At 71.8% G+C, this 19336-nt stretch carries 16 protein-coding genes and 3 pseudogenes; 6 read left to right on the top strand and 13 right to left on the bottom strand.

Annotated elements, in window-relative coordinates; all coding sequences use genetic code 11:
- Window positions 1-17: 17 nt before the first annotated feature.
- Window positions 18-602 (bottom strand): TetR/AcrR family transcriptional regulator, encoded by a 585-nt coding sequence (locus C2142_RS34750; RefSeq protein WP_162002634.1) that lies wholly within the window; start codon window positions 600-602, stop codon window positions 18-20.
- A 211-nt stretch (window positions 603-813) separates the two neighbouring features.
- Here C2142_RS34750 and C2142_RS34745 point away from each other — a divergent pair, with 211 nt between their 5' ends.
- Together C2142_RS34745 and C2142_RS34740 are read left to right on the top strand one after the other, a co-directional pair.
- Window positions 814-1719, top strand: coding sequence for an arginase family protein (locus C2142_RS34745; RefSeq protein ID WP_162002633.1), 906 nt, complete (start codon window positions 814-816; stop codon window positions 1717-1719).
- 703 nt (window positions 1720-2422) lie between these two features.
- A complete protein-coding gene (locus C2142_RS34740; RefSeq protein ID WP_148646837.1) occupies window positions 2423-3568 on the top strand; it encodes a beta-propeller fold lactonase family protein in 1146 nt (381 codons plus the stop codon).
- A 146-nt stretch (window positions 3569-3714) separates the two neighbouring features.
- On the opposite strand, the gene C2142_RS34735 is transcribed toward C2142_RS34740, so the two are convergent.
- The 4 genes from C2142_RS34735 to C2142_RS34720 all read right to left on the bottom strand — a co-directional run bounded on the left by C2142_RS34735 (window position 3715) and on the right by C2142_RS34720 (window position 7979).
- Window positions 3715-4803 (bottom strand): polyprenyl synthetase family protein, encoded by a 1089-nt coding sequence (locus C2142_RS34735; protein ID WP_148646836.1) that lies wholly within the window; start codon window positions 4801-4803, stop codon window positions 3715-3717.
- Between the two features lie 166 nt (window positions 4804-4969).
- Window positions 4970-5815, bottom strand: coding sequence for a class I SAM-dependent methyltransferase (locus C2142_RS34730; RefSeq protein WP_148646835.1), 846 nt, complete (start codon window positions 5813-5815; stop codon window positions 4970-4972).
- 227 nt (window positions 5816-6042) lie between these two features.
- Window positions 6043-6837, bottom strand: coding sequence for a fused MFS/spermidine synthase (locus C2142_RS34725; protein WP_148647207.1), 795 nt, complete (start codon window positions 6835-6837; stop codon window positions 6043-6045).
- 179 nt (window positions 6838-7016) lie between these two features.
- A complete protein-coding gene (locus tag C2142_RS34720) occupies window positions 7017-7979 on the bottom strand; it encodes an alpha/beta hydrolase (protein ID WP_148646834.1) in 963 nt (320 codons plus the stop codon).
- Between the two features lie 271 nt (window positions 7980-8250).
- Between C2142_RS34720 and C2142_RS34715 the strand changes: the two genes are divergently transcribed.
- Window positions 8251-9672, top strand: a complete 1422-nt coding sequence (locus C2142_RS34715; RefSeq protein ID WP_148646833.1) for a selenium-binding protein SBP56-related protein — start codon at window positions 8251-8253, stop codon at window positions 9670-9672.
- A gap of 320 nt (window positions 9673-9992) precedes the next feature.
- A complete protein-coding gene (locus C2142_RS34710; RefSeq protein WP_194235834.1) occupies window positions 9993-10574 on the top strand; it encodes a hypothetical protein in 582 nt (193 codons plus the stop codon).
- A gap of 137 nt (window positions 10575-10711) precedes the next feature.
- On the opposite strand, the gene C2142_RS34705 is transcribed toward C2142_RS34710, so the two are convergent.
- Both C2142_RS34705 and C2142_RS34700 read right to left on the bottom strand, forming a co-directional pair.
- Window positions 10712-11665 (bottom strand): globin domain-containing protein, encoded by a 954-nt coding sequence (locus C2142_RS34705; protein WP_148646832.1) that lies wholly within the window; start codon window positions 11663-11665, stop codon window positions 10712-10714.
- 175 nt (window positions 11666-11840) lie between these two features.
- Window positions 11841-12857, bottom strand: a complete 1017-nt coding sequence (locus tag C2142_RS34700; protein ID WP_148646831.1) for a helix-turn-helix transcriptional regulator — start codon at window positions 12855-12857, stop codon at window positions 11841-11843.
- Window positions 12858-12957: 100 nt separating this feature from the next.
- Between C2142_RS34700 and C2142_RS34695 the strand changes: the two genes are divergently transcribed.
- Window positions 12958-14097, top strand: a complete 1140-nt coding sequence (locus tag C2142_RS34695; protein WP_148646830.1) for an NAD(P)-dependent alcohol dehydrogenase — start codon at window positions 12958-12960, stop codon at window positions 14095-14097.
- A gap of 168 nt (window positions 14098-14265) precedes the next feature.
- Window positions 14266-14403 carry a hypothetical protein gene (locus C2142_RS34690; RefSeq protein WP_153882846.1) on the top strand — a complete coding sequence of 46 codons (138 nt, stop codon included), beginning with the start codon at window positions 14266-14268 and terminating at the stop codon, window positions 14401-14403.
- A gap of 56 nt (window positions 14404-14459) precedes the next feature.
- Here C2142_RS34690 and C2142_RS40860 read toward each other — a convergent pair.
- The 6 genes and pseudogenes from C2142_RS40860 to C2142_RS34665 all read right to left on the bottom strand — a co-directional run.
- Window positions 14460-14591: pseudogene (locus tag C2142_RS40860) on the bottom strand (IS5/IS1182 family transposase); the annotation flags it as partial.
- Window positions 14592-14666: 75 nt separating this feature from the next.
- The gene (locus C2142_RS34685) at window positions 14667-15110 is read right to left on the bottom strand and encodes a DUF6262 family protein (RefSeq protein ID WP_206671086.1); all 444 of its coding nucleotides are present in this window, start codon (window positions 15108-15110) and stop codon (window positions 14667-14669) included.
- Entirely contained in the window at window positions 15100-17352 is a 2253-nt protein-coding gene (locus C2142_RS34680) for a tyrosine-type recombinase/integrase (RefSeq protein ID WP_241002957.1), read from the bottom strand. The genes C2142_RS34685 and C2142_RS34680 overlap by 11 nt, the downstream gene beginning before the upstream one ends.
- Window positions 17349-18445, bottom strand: a pseudogene (locus tag C2142_RS34675) (tyrosine-type recombinase/integrase). Before C2142_RS34675 ends, C2142_RS34680 begins: the two are co-directional and overlap by 4 nt.
- A 141-nt stretch (window positions 18446-18586) precedes the next feature.
- Window positions 18587-18796, bottom strand: a pseudogene (locus tag C2142_RS34670) (IS5/IS1182 family transposase); the annotation flags it as partial.
- Window positions 18797-18798: 2 nt separating this feature from the next.
- Window positions 18799-19335: a DUF6193 family natural product biosynthesis protein gene (locus C2142_RS34665; protein ID WP_148646829.1), complete on the bottom strand. Its 537-nt coding sequence runs from the start codon at window positions 19333-19335 to the stop codon at window positions 18799-18801.
- Window position 19336 lies beyond the last annotated feature (1 nt).

Below are 19336 nucleotides of genomic sequence, written 5' to 3'. Positions count from 1 at the left end.
CCCGAATTGCTGCGCCGTCAGGACAGCGCGGTGAAGGCGTTGTCGACGATGGCCCGCAGAACCGCCTCGTCGGGATTCGCCTTGCCGACGACCATGAGTCCCTGACAGGTCGCGACCAGCAGCTTGGCAGTGCCGCCCGGGTCCAGCGAGTCCCGCACCTCGTCCCGGCGGGCGGCATTCTCCAGGGCGTGGGTCATGCACCGCTCCAGGCGCGCCAGGTGGCCGCGCACGACGGCCGCCGCCGCGTCGTCCTCGGCGGCGTTCTCGATCGCCGTATTGACCAGAAGGCAACCCTGGCGCCCTTCGGGGCTGAGCAGGTCTCGCACCAGTCCGTCGAAGTAGCCGCGAACCTCCGCCACCGACGCGCCCGGCGCCTCCAACCGGCCGAGCTTCTGGGGCACGACCAGCTTCGAGTAGCGCTCCAGCGACTTCACGAAGAGCGCGTGCTTGCCACCGGGAAACGCGCTGTAGATGCTGCCGGGCTTGACGCCCGTGGCCTTCACCAGGTCCTCGATCGACGTGGCCCGGTACCCGCGCTCCCAGAACCGGAGCATCGCCTGGTTCAGCACGGCGTCGGGGTCGAACTCGCGCGGTCTGGGCATGGGAGAAACATACATGAGCGACCATTCAAGAACAACGGGCCGCCGCCTGCCGGCCACCGGTCCCGGAAGACCGGCCGGGCCGGGCCGCGAGCAGCGCCGCCCCTGCCGGAACGGGCCTGTCCGCCTGTCCGCCGTCATGCGCCGGACGTCCCTGGTGACCCGCGGGAGCAGCCCGCTCGCGCCCGTCCGGGCGGACGGCGATGATGGGTGGATGCGACGGGATCTCGTCTTGGTGGGCGCGCCGACCAGTGCGGGCAGCTACGCGCCCGGCCAGGAGGCCGCACCGAGCGTGTTGCGCGAGCTGGGCCTGATCGATCGCCTGAGGGCGGCGGGCCGCCGGGTACGGGATGCAGGGGACGGGCCGCTGCACGTGTGGGCCCCTGACCCGCAGCACCCGCGGGCCCAGAACCTGGCGGCAGTGGTCCAAGCCGTCAGGGCGGTCGCCGACCACGTCGCCGGGGCGCTGGAGGAGGACGCGGACGTCCTGGTCATCGGCGGCAACTGCACCGTCGCACTGGGCGTGATGGCAGCCCTCACGGCACGCGACCCGGACGCCGGCCTGCTCTACATCGACCGGCACTTCGACCTCAACACACCCGCGAGCACCCACGAGGGCGCCCTCGACTGGATGGGGCTCGCCCACGGACTGGACCTGCCCGGAGCCGCGGAGCCGCTGGCGGCCGCCTTCGCCCACCGCCCGCTGCTCACCCCGGACCGGATCCACCTCCTCGGCATCGACCCCGAGGCCGCCACCCCCTGGGAACGTGAGCAGGCAAGAGGCCTGGGCCTGCGATGGGGCTCGCACCTCGATCTCGCCACCACGCCGGGAACCGAGGTGTCACGGGCCCTCGGTACGCTCCCGTCCGGCCCCCTGGCCGTGCACCTCGACGTCGACGTCCTGGACTTCACCGACGCGCCGCTCGCCGAAAGCACGGACGGCCGCAACAGCGGCCCCACGCTCGACGCCCTGTCCGAGGCGCTGGACACCGCCTGCCGGGACCCGCGATTCCGAGCGCTCTCGATCTGCGAGCTCAACCCTTCCCGCGCCGCCGGACACCCCGCCGTCCTCCACCGGTTCGCCGCAAGCCTTCAACACGTCCTGCGCGCAACCCCGTGAACTGCGACCGGGACATCGGGTACCTCCTCCGAACCCTCGCCGCCCCACCGGAAACCGGCTGACCACCGAGGCCGGCGCCCTCGGTATCGGCGCCCTCGGCATCGGCGCCCTCGACATCGGCGCCTGGGGCAACCCACAGCCCACCAGGGGCACCGGCGCGCGTCGAGCCGGGCAACGTGGCACGTCAGATGCTCCCGCTCGGCGAGGTTGGGCGCCCATGGGCCCGCCTCGGCGGTGACATCGGCGTGACTCGGGTCAGCGCCCCACCCCCCGACCCGAGCGCCGGTTCGCTGCTGCCGGCCCTCGCGCCGGCCCGCCGTCTCCCGGCGTTGCGACGGCAGATTCCTCGCCACCAGAGCGGTACCCCCAGCGGGAGTCGCGCTGCCGGTCAGACCCGGTGCTGGTCCCGACCGACAGCCCACGCACCTGCCTGATATCCCATCCGATCGGGCGGCGACGGATCGGATCCCGTGCGGCCCGGGACCAGCCCCGTGCACATCCCGGCGGGGCCGGGATCGCCGTCTTCAGCGGATTCCGACAGAACGTCACATACCGTGTCAAGAGGGAATGTGGCGAGCCCTCTCACGCCGTTCACCGTCATCGGGCTTCCCGTCACAGCCCTCCCCCATGTCGCTCCGACTCCCGGCCATGGTGCCCAAGACCTGGGTGGGATCGGTTCCGGACCTCCAGGAGGCAGAACCTCATGCAGAAGATCACCCGGCTCGCCGTGGCCGTCGCGACCGCGCTCGCGGCGGCAGCAGCGGTCGCCCCGTCCACCGCGGCTGCGTACGGCGGCGAAGGCCGCCCGCGCGGCGGGCACCACGCGGTGTTCGTCCAGACCGACAACCCGGCGGGCAACCAGGTCATCGCCTACCGGCGGGCGGACGACGGACAACTCACCCCGGCCGGCACCTACGACACGAACGGCCTCGGCGGCGTGCTGGCCGGATCGGTCGCCGACCACCTCGCCTCCCAGGGCTCGCTGACCTACGACCCGCGCCACGCCCTGCTGTACGCGGTGAACGCCGGCAGCGACACCGTCTCCGTCTTCTCCGTGGACGGCGACCGGCTCGCGCTGCGGCAGGTGGTCGGCTCCGGCGGCCGCTTCCCGGTGAGCGTCGCCGTGCACGACGACACCGTCTACGTCCTCAACGCTCTGGACGGGGGCTCGATCCAGGGCTACACCGTCCGCGACGGCCGCCTCCACGAGGAGGCCGACTGGAACCGGCGCCTCGGACTCGACCCGAACGCCACGCCCCAGTTCACCAACACCCCGGGGCAAGTGGGCTTCACCGGCGAGGGCTCCCAGCTCGTGGTCACCACCAAGGCGAACGGCAGCAGCCTCCAGGTCTTCAACCTCGACCGCTCCGGCGCCCCCGCCGCCACCCCCGTCACGACGAGCCTTCCCGGGACCGTGCCCTTCGCGTTCGTGCCCAACGGCCGGCACGGCCTGTTCCTGGCCGAGGCCGGCACCAACGCCGTGGCCACGTTCACGATCCACCACGACGGCACCGCCACGCAGGAGGCCTTCGCGGCCACCGGCCAGGCGGCCACCTGCTGGATCGTCGGTGTGCGCAACCTGCTCTACACCTCGAACGCCGGCAGTTCCACCCTCACCGGCTTGCGCACCGCCGACCGCGGCCGCCAACTGACCGTCCTGGGCAACACACCCACCGACCCCGGCACCGTGGACGCCGCGGTCTCCTCGAACGGGCGCTACCTCTACGCCCAGACCGGCGTCAACGGCATCCTCGACGAGTTCGCGATCAACGACGACGGCTCCCTCACCCCGATCGGCTCGCAGACCGTCCCCGGCGGCGCCGGCGGAGAAGGCGTCGTCGCCTTCTGACGCACCGCCCACGGCAGTCGGCGCGGGTCCCTCGCACCTGGGCGTGCGCGACCCGCGCCGACTGCACCGAGTCCGGTCTCGGACTGACACCCGGGCCGCTGCCGGTGTGGCGGCGGTCCCAGGTCCCAGGTCCCAGGTCTCGGAGCTCAGCGGGCTCGCTCGACGCTCCACCTCGGCAGGTACTCGAAGAACGCGACGGCCTCCTCCCGCCACCTGGGACGCCATCCGGCGGCCTCCGTGGCGGCCGCCTGTGCACGGCGCTGCATGTCCGCCCGCATTCTCTCCGGGACGCCACGGCGTTCGGCGATGTCGCGGATGGCGGCGATGGTCTCCTCGGTGCAGGCTCCGTCGCCGAGGGCGGACTCCACCAGCTCCCGCTCGGAGTCGGTGGCCGCTGCCAGGACGGCGCTTACCACGTAGTTGCGGCGCCCCTCCCGGATGTCCGTTCCGGTGGGCTTGCCCATGGTCCCCGCGTCACCGAAGAGGTCCAGGTAGTCGTCGCGCATCTGCCCGCAGATCCCCACCAGCCTTGCATAGCGCCGCAGTTCCTCGTCGTGGAGGGAGGGATCGACGCCTGCGGCGAGCAGTCCCAGCCGGAGCGGGGCGAGGACCGAGTAGCGGGCGGTCTTGTAGTCGGCCACGTCGTGCAGCATGCCCTCGTCCGGGTCCGCGGCGAAGTCCCGCTCCAGGTCGGTGATCTGGCCGACGAACGTGGCCGATGCCGCTCGCGTCTGCACCTCGACCATGGCATGTCGGACCGGGAGCGGGGCGTGGGAATCGAGGAGGACCCGCAGGGACAGGGCGAGTGCGAGGTCGCCGGCGAGGAGGGCGAGCCCGAGCGCAGCCTGCGGCCGGCCGGGGAACCGCCCCCGGTAGGCGTAGTAGGTGGAGGGGCCTCCTCGGCGGGTGGGGGTGTCGTCGATGATGTCGTCGTGGATCAGCCCGTGGGTCTGGAGCAGTTCGATGCTCAGCGCGGCGTCGTCCAGCCCCTCCACGGGCTCGGCAGTCACGAGACGGGCGGCCTCGAAGAGGAGGGCCACCCGCATTCGCTTGCCGCCGCGCAGCGTCAGATCCCGTAGCAGAGCGAGGCAGTCCGGGGTGAACCGACTGGACGACGGAGCGTCGAAGGTGACGGCCAGGTCCCGGAAGTACTGCGCGGACAGCGTGCCGAACCGACGCTCGTACCCGGCGAGACGGGCCCGGATCTGCTCGGCGAGGACGGCGGTGTCGGTCATGGGGATGTCTTCCGTTCGGGTGGTGAATGCGCGCCGCCCGCGCAGGCCGGAGTACCTCAGGTCCTGGCGGTGGTCAGGCACCATGCTGCCTCGAACGCTTGGAGGACCGGGCGGGGCGGTAGGGGGTGAGCACCTCGGGGACGGCGGCGAGGTCGCTGCCTTCGGCCTACGACTGTGTGGGCCTGTCCGCACGGTCGGCGAAGTCGAGGACGGTGACCGAGGGGCGGTGGGTGGCCAGGGGTGGGATGGTCAGAGCGAGTGGGAGGAGGCCGGCGACGAGGCCGCGGCCGCCTGTGGGGCGGACGTCGCGGATGGTGGTGACGGCCGGACTGGCGGTGCGGAGCTTGTGGCGCTCGGCCGCGTCCATCGCCCAGGGCATGGGTGGGGCCTGGTAGGCGTGGGTGCGCATCCTGCCGGTGAGGGTGAGGCGGCTGAACCACCGGGGGACGGCGTCCAGGACCAGGGACGCCCCGGGGAAGCGTTCGGCGCAGCCGGCGATGAGGTCGCGTACGTGCGTCGGGGGGAGGTACATGAGCAGGCCTTGTGCGGTGACCAGGACGCCGTGGTTGCGGTCGACCTCGTCGGCCCAGGTGAGGTCGGTGGCGTCGGCGGCGAGATAGCGTTGGCGGGGGCCGGGGGGCAGGAGTTGCCGGCGTAGGGCCAGCGCCTCGGGGAGGTCGACGGAGAGCCAGCGGGCGCGGCCGTTGTCGATGCGCCAGTACTGGGTCTCCAGACCGTCGCCCAGGCAGACGACGGTGCCGCGCGGCTCCCGGGCCAGGAAGTCCGCCACCTCACGGTCGAAGCACCCGACCCGCAGCGCCTGCAGCTGGGCCTGGACGCCGCTGGTGCCGAACCGGTCGGCGAACGGGTAGTCGATCCGCTCGACCAGCTCCACCGCCTTGGGATCGTGCAGCACGGCGTCCGGCCGGCGGGCCTCCACCGCCCGTTGCCACAGTGTCCACAGTGCCGTCTCCGGCACCGTCCCCAGCTCGGGCTGCTCCCCGCTGCTCATCACACGCTCCCTCGGACCTGACTCTCCCGGACCTGACTCCCCCGGGCCTGCTGCCACGGGTCTGACTGTCCCGGCCTGTTGCGCCGGACCTGGCTCTCCCTGGCCCGCTGCCACAGGCCTGGCCGCCACGGGCCTGCTCTCCCGGTCCCCCGGCATGGACCCGCCGATTCTGACACCCCGGGGCGTGCCGGCCCGGCGCGCGACGCACCGGCGCGCCGGGCGGAGCCTCAGCCGACGCTGAACGCGCCGTCCGGGGGCGGCGGGCTGTCCGTGGCCTCGGCGTCCGTCACCGCGGGCGTGCGCCCGCAGAACTCCGCCAGGCCGGCGCCGTCCGTCAGCCGGGCCGGGAAGATGTCGGCCGCCAGGCGGCGCGCAAGGTCGGCGGCCGGAAGCGGGCCCGCCGAACCGGCCAGCAGGATGTTGCCGTACCGGCGCCCCCGCAGCACCGGGGCCTCGGCGATCAGGCAGACCTCCGGGAAGACGGCGCGCAGGGTCGCCGCCTGGGCCCGGGCGAAGGCCAGTGGCGGGCCGTCTGCGAGGTTGGCGGCGTAGCAGCCCCCGGGGCGCAGCGCGGCGGCGGCCGCCCGTACGAACTCCACCGAGGTGAGGTGCGCGGGGGTGCGCGAACCGTGGAAGACATCGGCGACGACGAGGTCCAGCGACCCGGCCGAGACGGTCTCCAGTACGGCCCGCGCGTCGCCGACCACCGCGGTGATGTCGACGCCGGGCCCCTGCCACGGCAGGTGCTCCTCCACCAGGGCGAGCAGCGGCCCGTCGACCTCGACGACCTGCTGCCGGGAGCCGGGGCGGGTGGCAGCCAGGTAGCGGGGCACGGTGAGTGCGCCGCCACCGAGGTGGAGCGCGTCGAGCGGCCGGCCGGCGGGGGCCAGGGTGTCCACGAGGTGGCCGATCCGCCGGGTGTACTCGAACTCCAGGTGGGTGGGGTCGCCCAGGTCCACGTACGACTGGGGCGTGTCGTCCAGGGTGAGCAGCCAGCCGCCGTCGTGGTCGATGTCGGGCATCAGGCGGGCCAGGCCGAGGTCGGTCTTCCGCGCGACCGGCACGGGCTCCGGGTGCGGTGCCGGGTCCGGGTGCGGTGCCGGGTCCGGTACGGGCTCGGGTACGGCGTCCGTTGCAGACTCCGGGGCGGCGTCCGGTACGGGCTCCGGGGCGGCGTCCGGTACGGGCTCCGGGGCGGCGGTCACGGAGCCACCGGCGCCGGCAGGTAGGCGGCGAGCCAGCGGTCGAGCTCGGCGAAGAACTCGGTGCGCGCGTCCGGCCCGGAGAGGGCGAGGTCGTGCATGCCGTCCTTGATCCGGACGATGGTGACCTGCCGGCCGAGGCGCGGTCCGACGGCGGCGATGTCGTCGGCGCGCAGCACGGCGTCGGCGTGGTGCAGGGCGGCCCGCCACTTGGTGGTGGAGATCGAGGCGGTCGAGGCCATCAGCAGGACGGGGACGTCGATGCCCAGGCCCCGCCGGGCCTGGCGCTGGCCGCGCTGGATGGCCGCGAGCCAGCCCGCGTACAGCGGGAACCCCTCGGCGGGCTTGAGCTTGAGGTCGAAGTCCCACTCGCCGCGGTGGTCCCGGTGCAGGCTGTGCACGTAGTGCGGGTTCAGCGTGGAAGGGAGCTTGCGGGTGGTGGCGAAGCGGCCGAGGGCGTCCAGTGCGGGCGCGCCGATGGCGCGGACGGCCGGGGCCGCGGGCATGGAGAGGAACGGGCTGTTGAGGAAGAGGCCGTCCACGACGCCCCGTCCGGCCCGGCGGCCGGCCCACAGCGCGGTGACCAGGCCGCCGGTGGAGTGGCCGTTGACCAGCAGCTGCCGGTGGCCGTCCTGCTCGCGGATGATCCGGACGGCCGCGTCCAGCTCCTCGTCGTAGGCGGCGAGGTCGCGGATGAAGTTCGGCGACTGGTGCGGGCGCAGCGAGCGGCCGTACTTGCGCAGGTCGAGGGCGTAGAAGGAGTAGCCGCGCTCGACGTAGTGGTCGGCGAGGTGGGTCTGGAAGAAGTAGTCGACGTAGCCGTGGACGTACAGCACGGCGCGGTCGCTGCCCGGGACCAGCCGCCGGACGAGGGTGGCACTGACGGCGCCCTCCTCGTCGGGGGCGAGCGGCAGCTCGACCGCCTCGTACGGGGCCCCCAGGATGTCTTCTCGGAATTCCATGCCCGCCCGCACCCAACCTCTGCTCTGACCTGCCTGCCCCGGCAGGAACCATCGATCCGGACGACCGACAATACCGGCCGGTAGCGGGGAGCGCGGCAGCACGGTCGTGGCGCGGCGGCTGCCGCGCCGCGGGCCGCCCCGCTCCCCGTGCGCCTGCTGTGCGCCCGTGGTCCTGTGGAACGCTACCCGGGCCAGAGTCACTCCCCTGGCCCATGAAGCCGTCAATGAAGCTGTCAATAAAGCTGCCGATGAAGCCAGTTGAGGAGTCAGCATGCCGCACGGGCACGATCCGCGGGCCGGTCACGGTGACCCGTCCCTCTACCGCACGCCCGCCGAGGCGATCGCCGCACCGCCGGAGCGGCTGGCGTACGTGGCCGGGTTCGACCGGTCGGCGCAGCGGCCGGACGCGCTGATCACCGTGGACACCGATCCGGCGTCGCCGACCTACGGGCGGGTGCTCAACTTCGCCGAACTCCCGGGGCTGGGCGACGAGCTGCACCACTTCGGCTGGAACGCCTGCTCCAGCGCGCTGGCGCACGCGTGCCACGAGAACCCGGAGCGGCGGTACCTGCTGCTGCCGGGGCTGCGGTCCTCCCGGCTGCACGTGATGGACACCCGGCCGGACCCGGTGCGGCCGCGGCTGGTGAAGACGGTGTCCGCCGAGGAGCTGGCGGCGAGGGCGGGGTACTCGCGTCCGCACACGCTGCACTGCGGGCCGGACGGCGTGTTCCTGTCCTGCCTCGGCAGCGGGGACGGCGGCGACGGGCCGGGCGGGGTGGCGCTGCTCGACCACACCACCTTCGACGTGCTGCGCGCATGGGAGACGGAGCGGGGGCCGCAGCACCTCGCCTACGACGTCTGGTGGCACCTGGGCACCAACGTGGGTGTGACCAGCGAATGGGGCACGCCGTCGATGGTCGAGGACGGGGTGGTGCCGGAGCTGCTGCTGGGCCGCAAGTACGGGCACGCACTGCACTTCTGGGAGCTGGACTCGGGGCGGCACCTCCAGCGGATCGACCTCGGCGACCAGTACCAGATGGTGCTGGAGCTGCGGCCGGCGCACGACCCGCAGGCCGAGTGGGGGTTCGTGGGCGTGGTCACCAACGTGGAGGACCTCTCCGCCTCGGTGTGGCTCTGGTACCGGGACGGCCCGGCGTTCACCGCGCGCAAGGTGATCGAGATACCCGCCGAGCCGGCGAAGCCGGAGGACCTGCCGCCGGCCCTCCAACCGTTCGGCGCGGTGCCGCCGCTGGTCACGGACATCAACCTGTCGGTGGACGACCGCTGGCTGTACATCTCGGCCTGGGGCACCGGCGAGCTGTTCCAGTACGACGTGTCGGACCCGTTCCACCCTCGGCTGGCCGGCTCGGTGCGGCTCGGCGGGGTGGTGGCGAGGACGCCGCACCCGGCCGAACCGGGCCGACCGCTGAGCGGCGCACCGCAGATGGTCGAGATCAGCCGGGACGGGCGGCGGCTCTACCTGACGAACTCGCTGTACGGGTCCTGGGACGACCAGTTCTACCCCGACGGCATCGAGCCGTGGATCGTCAAGCTGGACGCCGACACGGAGTCGGGCGGGCTCACCGTCGACCCGCGCTTCTACCCGCACGGGGACGAGTTCCGGGGCCTGCGGGTGCACCAGACGCACTTGGCGGGCGGGGACGCCTCGTCGGACTCGTACTGCTACCGCTGACCTGCTGGACAGGCCTGCGGACGGCCCACGGTGACAGGCCCGGGTCCGGACCTGTCGCGGGCCCGGGCCCGGGCCTGTCGCCGCGGGCGGGTGAGGCGTCGGGCGGGTGAGGCGTCGGGCGGGTGAGGCGTCGGGCGGACAGGCAGGCACTCGGGCGGACAGGTAGGCCGTCGGATGGCTTTCCGGTCATGTTGGCAGGCCTTTCGGCCGTCCCGCGACCGCCGCAGGCCGCGCCCACTAGGGTGCGACGAGTCCCTGCTGACCCGCCTCCCCAATCGCCGGAACGCGTCGGGGAGGGCTACCGATCGGACCGGTGTGCCATGCCTTTGACTTTCCGTCAGCCGACAAACCACTCCCGGGCGACCGCCGCCCCGGGGTGGATCGCCCGTACGGCCGCCACCATTGCACTGCTCGCGGCCGCGCTCACGGGCACCACGGCCGGAGCGGCCGTCGCCGCTGCTCCCGCCACCTCCGTACCCGCCGCCGCACCCGCGGGTATACCCGCTGCCGCCCCGGCCGTGGGGGCAGCGGCTGCGCCTGCCGAAGCGCCCGCCGCAGCGGCGGCCTCGGTGGGCGGGTGGACGTGTCCCGGGGTCGCCGTCCCCCCGGGCTACGTCATCACGATGTTCGACATCAGCGGCTGCAACGGCCACGGCGCCTGGCTCCAGCAGCCGGTACGGGACGGGATCTGGACCTGCGGGGGCTCGCCGATCGTCTCCGGGTACGTCCTGACCAACTTCGACTCCAAGGGGTGCAGCGGCGTCGGGGCCTGGTACCACCAGCTCGTCCGGAACGGGATCTGGACCTGCCCGTACTCCCCGATCCCGGCCGGCTACCGCAGCACCACGTACGACGCACGCGGGTGCAGCGGCCTCGGCGCCTGGCTCACCGTACGCGCCTGACCAGGCCGTAGGGCCCGCCCGGCGGGAGCCCCGCCCGGAGCGGTCCCAGCACCCGGCCCCCGGCGCGCGGTGAAGGCGTGCGGGCGGCAGTCCGGGCGTGACCGGCCGGACTGCCGCCCGACCGCCCGACCGCCCCCTCAGCGCCAGGGCGCCGGGGCGTGGGCCGCCGGCTGAAGCTCGCGGCCCACGCCCTCGGGCGCCGGCGTGCCGCGCGGCGGGCCCAGGCGGAGCCTGTCGCCGACGGCGGTGTGCTCGACCAGGGCCTCGCCGACTCCGCCCGGGCCCGTGCGGTGGACGTGGAACTCCAGCTCGTTGTCCGCGCGCGGCACGCGGCTCATCGGGTACTGCCGCCAGGAGTGCGGCAGCAGCGGGTGCTCGACCGTGCCGTGCTGGCCGGCCCGGTACGGGTACGGCTCGCCGGTGCGCACCCTCAGCACCGCGAGGTCGGGGCGGCGTCGCTCGTGACCGACCACCACGGCGTGCCAGTAGGGGGGTTCGGTGAGCGCGGACTCGGCGCCCGCCACCATCGCCCCGACGGCGAAGCGCAGCATCCGCACCCAGGCCGCCTCCAGATCCTCCGTCCACCGGGAGCCGGCGCGGTGCCGGAGCGCCTCACAGAGCGCCTCCTCGAAGGCCTCGTAATGGACCGGCCGGACGCCCAGTTTGCGGTGGTCGCGGCCGAGCCGGGCGAGCGTGTCGGCGAGCTCGTCGGTCCGGTGGAGGTGTTCGATCACATGGGTGAACATCCGCTCCAGGTGAGCCTGTTGGAACTCCATCGAGGAGGGGAAGAGGCTGCGCAGGAAGGGCCGGCGCCGGAACATGGAGTCGTAGAGGTGGTCGATGAGGTCCGCGAACGGGGCGACCGGGCCGAGGTTGTCCAGGATCAGCCGCTGGTCGGCGGCGCCGTCGTAGGGCATGCCGTCGTGGGGCGCGCCGCCATAGGGCAGACCGACTCGGGGCGCTCCGGCCTGCGACGCTCCGGCCGACGGCGACGACTGCGACGACGGGGCGAGGATCTGGCGGCGCAGGAGCATGGCGTGGTGGCGTGCGATCAACTGGTCGTACTCGGTGGCGGTGCTGACGATCTCCATGATCGAAAGCCTAACCAGCCGTCAGATCGCTTCTGTTCAGCATGAGTTCACCCAGCCGAAGGGACTTCTGCCGATTCCGGGCAGGGGTGGGCCCGGACCGCCGCAGGTCCATTACACGGCCGGGCGGAAGGGCCGGGACAGGGCCGGTGGTCCCGGCGGGACCGGGACCACCGGACTAACGGGACGTCTCCGGAGAGGACGTCCGGCCCGTCGACGCGGCGCCCGGCCCGCCTGTGGACGGGTCGCCCGACGTAGCGCCCGACCTCCCGACCACCCTGTCGCCCTCCCTCCCGACCTGCCTGTCGACCTCGCCCCCGACCTGCCTGTCGACCTCGCTGTCGCCCGACGGGCCGGTCGCCACCCAGCTGGCCAGCAGCCGCAGCGACTCGGCCGAGGTGGAGCCGGGATCGGCGTGGTACGTCACCAGCACCAGGTCGGGCTCACCGGCCGGGCGCAGCGTCTCGTAGCGCAGGGTGAGCCGGCCGACCACCGGGTGGTGCAGTTCCTTGGTGCCGTGGCCCTTGTCGCGAATGTCGTGGGCGGCCCAGAGGCGGCGGAAGTCGGCGCTCTTGAGGGAGAGTTCACCGATCAGCGAGGCCAGCCGGGGGTCGTCGGGGTCGCGCCCGGCGTCCAGCCGCAGGATCCCGACCACGTCCGTGGCCTTGCCCTCCCAGTCGTCGTACAGCTCGCGCGCGGCGGGGTCGAGGAAGACGTGCCAGGCCATGTTGCGCTGCTCCGGCGGCATCGCGGAGTAGTCGCCGAGCAGGGCGTTGCCGAGCCGGTTCCAGCCGATGATGTCCAGCCGCCGTCCGAGCACGTAGGCGGGCACGCCCTCCATCGCGTCGAGCAGCTGCTGGAGCGCCGGCCGGACCTGCTGCGGGCGGGTGGACGCGGCGCGCCCCGTCCTGCGCCGGGCGGGCTTGGTGATCCGCTGGAGGTGCTCGCGCTCGGCCTGGGTGAGCCGCAGGGCGCGGGCGATCGAGTCCAGCACGGCGACGGAGACGGACTCCCCGTGGCCCTGTTCGAGCCGGGTGTAGTAGGCCGTGCTCACGCCCGCCAGCTGCGCCAGCTCCTCCCGGCGCAGTCCGGGGACGCGGCGGCGGGTGCCGTGGTCGGGCAGGCCGACGTCCTCGGGGCGCAGCCGGGCCCGCCGCGACCGGAGGAATTCGCTGAGTTCGGTGCGCTGGTCCATGCGGCCCAGTATGAGGGTGAGCCTGCCAGTCGTACGTTGGCCGTGCGTACGACAAGCTCTGATCTGGTTGCCCGGACCGGGTCGGCGCAGGCTGAAGCACATGACGAACACGACGGACACGACGGACACGACGAACACGACGAACGCCGGAACGAGCACCACGAGCGCCACGAGCACCACGGACACCGCACAGCCGCGGAGCGTCTCCGCGTACGCCGCCCCCGCCCCGAAGGCGCCGCTGGAGAAGACCACCGTCCTGCGCCGGGCCGTGGGCGAGCACGACATCCTGATCGACGTCCGCTTCGCGGGCATCTGCCACTCCGACATCCACCAGGTCAGCGAGGACTGGGGCGACGGCATCTTCCCGATGGTGCCGGGCCACGAGATCGCCGGCGTGGTCGCCGAGGTCGGCCCGGGCGTGACCCGCTGGGCGGTCGGGGACCGGGTCGGTGTCGGCTGCTTCGTCGACTCCTGCCGGGAGTGCGACAACTGCCTGGCCGGGCTCCAGCAGTACTGCTCCGGCACCCCGGGCGCCGTCTTCACCTACAACGGCGTGGGCCGCGACGGCGAGCCGACGTACGGTGGCTACTCCTCGCAGCTGGTGGTGGACGAGGGGTACGCGCTGCGCATCCCGGACGCGCTCCCGCTGGACGTCGCCGCGCCGCTGCTCTGCGCCGGCATCACGCTGTACTCGCCGCTCACCCACTGGGGCGCGGGCCCGGGCAAGAAGGTCGCGATCGTGGGCCTCGGCGGACTCGGGCACATGGGTGTGAAGATCGCGCACGCCAAGGGCGCCGAGGTCACCGTGCTCAGCCAGTCGCTGCGCAAGCGGGAGGACGGCCTGCGGCTCGGCGCGGACGACTACCGCGCCACTTCCGACCCGGCCACCTTCACCGAGCTGGCCGGCACCTTCGACCTGATCGTCAACACCGTCTCGGCCGACCTCGACCTGAGCGCCTACCTCGGCCTCCTGCGCACCGGCGGCACACTGGTCCAGGTCGGGGCGCCGGAGAAGCCCGTCAGCGTGAACGCCCACGCACTGCTGGTCGGCCGCAAGTCGCTGTCCGGCTCGATGATCGGCGGTCTCCCGGAGACCCAGGAGATGCTGGACTTCTGCGCCGCCCACGGCATCGGCGCCGAGATCGAGCTGATCGACGCCGACCAGATCAACGAGGCCTACGAGCGGGTTCTGTCCAGCGACGTCCGCTACCGCTTCGTCATCGACACCTCGACGATCTGAGCCACGGGAGCAGCCCCTTCCTGATGCAGGAAGGGGCTGCCCGTTCTCGCCCCCTGTGGTGTTCTCCTGTCGGCCCCGTGCCCTGTGCCACCGACCGGCGCATCCTGGAACTGAAGGCCAGACCCGGTAACCAAGGCCAGACCCGGCAACCCGCAAGGACGGCATGCCATGTCGATGAACGACGCCTACCACCGCTTTGTCGCGGACCAGCAGGCAGACCAGGAAGAGGCAGACGCCAAGGAGCGGATCAGGCAAGCCAACCGGGCCGACATGCGCGCAGAGTTGGCCCCGCTCGACGTTTTATGAAGAAGCTGTGGACCGCCAGCCCGGCAGCCCGCGGCTAGGAGGTCAAGAAGACCACCAATGATCGGGTGGTCGGCTGCGACCGCGGTCAACAGCTGCCAGCCGGCGGTGCCGTCCTGCACACTCGCGGCGGTGACCAGCACTACCAGCAGCAAGCCGATCGTGTCAGTGACGATGTACCGCTTCCGGACGTTATCTTGAGCTTGCCCTACTCGCAGGCTGCTGACCTGGTGCGATGTGTGGTGGACGGTGTTCATGACGCTCGGTCAGCAGGGTCCGATGGCAGCGGAAGATTTCTTCTTCGGCGTGTCGTGGGGGTGGCCTGGCAGGTCGGCGGTGCGTCGTTCCCCGAGCGCGTGGGTGAGGGCATCCCGCAACTCCTTGTTCTCGGACTCCAGTTGGCGGTTGCGTTCAGTGGCGGCCTCCAGGCGTCGCAGCAGCGAGGCGTCGGAGGCTCGTTGTCGGTCGGGAACCGGTCGGGCTGCGGGGACGGGCCGGTGCCGGGCTCGGAGACGTTCGATCTCGGCTCTCAGGTCGGGCTGGTTGTAGAGCCAGGACCGGGAGACGCCTGCTTCGCGGGCGACTGTCTCGAAGGTGATCACGGTGCCGGTGGCGTCCATCCGCCGCAGGGCTGAGGTCGCGCGTCGGCGGGTCGCCGCGGCCCGTCGGCGGGCTGCCGCGACGATCAGGTGGGCGTTGTCAGCTGGCATCCGCGGTCTCCTCGTGTTCGTCCTGGCCGTCTTCCAGCTCGCTGATCATGCGGTCGAGGTTGTTGGTGACCTGCTGGTTCATCTCGGCGACGCGGGTGTGGCCGCAGCTCTTCGCGTTGTCGATCAGCGTCAATGTGCGGGTGCGCTGTTCGCGAAGCTCGGGCAGGAACTCGGGTCCGGTGAGGAAGACTGGGCAGGTCAGGCAGGCGTTGGCGTGTGGGCAGGTCTTCTGGACGGGCAGTCCGCAGTAGCCGTTGGGCAGGGTCTGGGTGGCGATTCCGTAGCGGGTCTTGGCCCACTGGGCCTGGTCGAGCGGCCCGTCGGGATCGAGGGTCACGCGTTCGCCCTTGATGTTGACCCTGGTCGCCGTCTCCCAGTGCCGCCGCACGGTCTGGTCGGTGATCTTGGCGTAGTGCGAGGTCATCTTGTGCGAGTCGTGGTCCAGGAGGACCCGGACGACCTCTTGCGGGACGTCCCGGTTGATGAGTCGGCAGGCGAACGTGTGCCGCCACTGGTGGGGCGTCAGATGCACGGCTCGGCCGTGTTCGTCACGGACCTCGCAGGTCGCCAGCCAGCGGCCGAGCATCCGTCGGTAAGTGCCGTCCGCCAGCGGGAGACTCCCCGAGACGTTGGCGCGTTGGCGGGGCAGCAGGCAGGGCGTCCCGTCCGGCCAGCGGCCCAGCACCCGGCGTTGCTGGTCGCGGATAGCTGCTTCGAGTTCCTCGTCGATCGGCACGGCCGCCTCGCGCCTCATCTTGGTGTTGAAGTAGCGCAGGTAGGGAGCGCCTTGGCCGTCGTGGAGGAGGCAGTCGAAGTCGAGGGCCAAGGCGCTGGAGATCCGAAGTCCGCAACGGGTGAGGATGAGCGTGACGAGGCGGCCGGCCGCGTCGGGCCAACGGTCGAGGTTGCCGGGCGATTCGACCTGGGTCATGACGTACTCGGCGAGGCGGCGGTCGACCTGCTCGGGGACCGGTGGGACGTCGCCGACGTAGAAGGCCGCAGTGCCGGGCAGAGTGTGCTCCCAGCCGTGCTGCCGGATGTTCTGGAAGAACAGGTTGAGCGAGCCGATCCGCGTCTTCTTCATGCCGTGCCCGCCGGGCTGTGACATCACGTGCGCGAGGTAGCGCTCCAGCAGCGGCCGGTCGACCTGCGCGAGCGCGTCGACGCCGACGAACGTGAGGAAGCCGCTGAAGCAGATGAGAGCGTCGGCCCCGGCCCGGGCGGCGCCGATGCTCAGCCCGGACGTCAGCCGCAGCCTCGTCCACCGTTTGCCCAGCTCACGCAGCCAGGGCTGGGTGATGCGGTCGAACCGCAGCCGAGCGCGCGGGCAGGGACGCCCGGCCGAAGTGGTGATGCCCGGAAGCCTGTCCAGCCGCCACACATTCCTGGAGTATTCGATCTCCCAGCCGATTCCGTCCCGCAGAGCTTCCAGCGCATCACGGGCATCGAGCAGGAACAGGAGCGACTCGGCGGCCTGGGCTCCGACTTGTCGGCGCCACTGCTGTTCTGACAGGTCCAGCAGCGACGTGATCCCGAGTGCGGTGACGCGCCGGACGGCCGGCATGACCAGGCGAGGGGCGGCGGTCCGGGATCGGGCGTCGTGTCGGCACTGCAGTGCGTACTGGATCTCCAGTCTCAACTGTGCTGCCAGGTCTCGCAGATCGATGCTGGCGGTTCCGACCAGTTCGCAGTCGGCGATGAAACGGTCGGGGTCGGGCCGGCCATGACGCTGCCACCGGTCGTCGTGGCCCGCGCAGAAGAACTTCGTGGGACTGGCGACCCAGAGGTCGCAGCACGGCAGCCGGCACTCGGAGGCCGCGCTGTCACCCGGGGCCAGGTCAGGGGCATCCCAGGCGGCCAGGTCGGGCTTGCCGGCCCGACCCCACCGGTCGCGGTGCTTGGCGCACAGGCCGTTCTTGGCGCCGCGTCCGTAGCGGCAGCCGGCGACGACGCAGGCAGCCAGGGATCTGCGGCCCCTCACCGGCGGGCCCGGGTCGGCAAGGAAGTCCGTCATCGGCGGGCAGCCGCGCTTGCGGAATCGGATGGCATGGGCATTGCAGAGTCCGCGGCGGGTCGACGCCGCTGTCCGGTCGCAGTCCGCGACCGTGCACTCGTCGGCGACGAACACGGGGTCGTCCGGAGCGGGGACGTAGATCTCGGTGCGGAACTCTGGCCGGACGACGGCCATCAGCCGCTCAAGCAGCCTCGTTCGTCCCGGAGCCTTCTCGGCGGGAACAGTCACAGCCGGACCTCCCGGCCGGTGAACCAGCCAGCTTCCTCCAGGGTGCGGCGGGCGTCCTCGACGGTGAGGTGACCGTATGTGTCGATCGTCGTGGTGATCGAGGCGTGCCCGAGACACTCCTTCACCGTCTCCATCCCGGCGCCCCGCCGCAGCAGCCAGGTGGCGTAGGTGTGGCGGTATTGGTGGGTTCGAAGGCGATCCCCGTGGTCTTCCGGAGCCGTTGGACCAGGTCGTAAACAGCCGGGTAGCCCCAAGGACGGCCGTGTGGTTCGGCGAAGAGGTTCACGAAGACGTAGTCGGAGTCCAGGGCGCCATACTCGCGGTGCAGGTAGTCCGAGTACAGCCGCATCAGGTCCGCGCTCGCCGGGATCGTGCGGGAGCGGCCGGCCTTCGCCCGGGCCCGGTTGTCGTTCTGCCGCGGCACCACGGTCACCTGCCGTTCGGCGATGGCGACGTCGTCGTGCCGCAGGCCGAGGGCCTCGCCGATGCGGACGCCGGTGTCGAGGAGGAGGGCGAACAGCAGCCGGTCCCTCAGGTGTTCGCAGGCGTCCAGGATCTTCTGGACCTGGGCGGCGGTCAGGACGCGCGGGTGCGTCCGGCCGGTCTTGAGCTTGATGGTCCGGGTCCGCTCGGGCTTCCCGGAGGCGACGTGCTGCAGGAACGGCTTGTAGGAGGTGGCCGCGGACCGGTGCCGTCCGGCCGGGCGCATCGTCACCAGCAGGCCGGCAACCTCGACACCGCCTCGGGCGTGGAACTCGTAGAACGTGCTGACCGCGGCGAGCTTGCGGTTGACGCTGGACGCGGTGCAGTGGTGCTCGACCGTCGGCAGGACCGCCACCGCCCCGTTCCGGGCCGGTGGCGGCAGTCGCAACCAGGCGACGAACCCGGCCATCACCTCCAGGTCGACCGACTTCCAGTCCAGGCCGCGGCCGTCGAGATAGCACCACCAGTCCTTGAGATCGTGGGCGTAGGCCTTGACGGTGTTCGGTGACCGCTCGACCGCAGACAGGTACGCGAGGAACGACTCCACCGGACCGACAGGCCTCAGATCATCCCCCAGCAGCGTCCACGACTCCGTCGTAGACCCAGGCATCAGCACCCTGTGCACGCGCATCGCGCCTCCAACTCCTCCGTGATGGACAGCGGCAGATAACCGCATCCACCAAGCAAGTTGGGGGACTTCCAGCACGCTTCACCTACATGAAGGACACCTCGGTGCTGGCTCAAGATAACTGCCCACGATCTTCTTCCCGACGTCGGCGCACTGCGTGGCGGCGGGAGCGTTCATGGAGCTCTTCACACTCTGCGAGTCGATGATGCACGCCGTCGGCTCGGGGTTGCGCCCCTCGCGGATGCGGACGAGGCGGCATAACAGGCCGTTGAGCTGCTCGAACACTCCCCCCTTCTGCCAGCGGGCGAAGTAGGCGTAGACCGTTTCCCATGGCGTTATGTGGAATCTGACTTGTCAAGGTCATTGGCAGTGCCGACGACTGCCGGCCCGCACTCGGGGGGAAGGTGGGCGACGACCAAGGCAACAGCGTCACGCGGGTTGTCAGCCTCTCCGATGTCCGCCGGTCCGTGAGGCGAGCGGGTCTTCCACCAGGTGACACGGTATTTCCCGTCCACGGGAGTAACCACTGGAACGTCGTGGGTGTAGGGGAATCCGGTGCAGCGGCTGAAGTTCAGCGACATGTGGCTGTGGAAGGGGAACAAGGCTCGGAGCTGTGGCTGTGCGTAAGACGCTTCGATGAGGTCGTGGTCGACGTGTGACGCTGCGACCTGACGGTAGATCGTCCACATGGTCTCGATTGCGGTGCCGCGCTCGTGGGCCTCGGCGAGCGTGCCATAGTGGACGAACGGGCATGCGGCTCGCAGATCCTCCAGGTTGGCGCCGGACTGCCAGACCCCGGTAGCCGTGGCAGCCTCATTCAAATTGCTTGTCGTGCCCTTGGCCATCGCGACACCGCGTTCCCAGAAGCTCATG

Source organism: Streptomyces sp. CB01881 (assembly GCF_002953255.1).
Lineage (GTDB): Bacteria > Actinomycetota > Actinomycetes > Streptomycetales > Streptomycetaceae > Kitasatospora.
The sequence above is the reverse complement of the archived record's forward strand: the minus strand, read 5'-3'. Positions and strand labels throughout refer to the sequence as shown.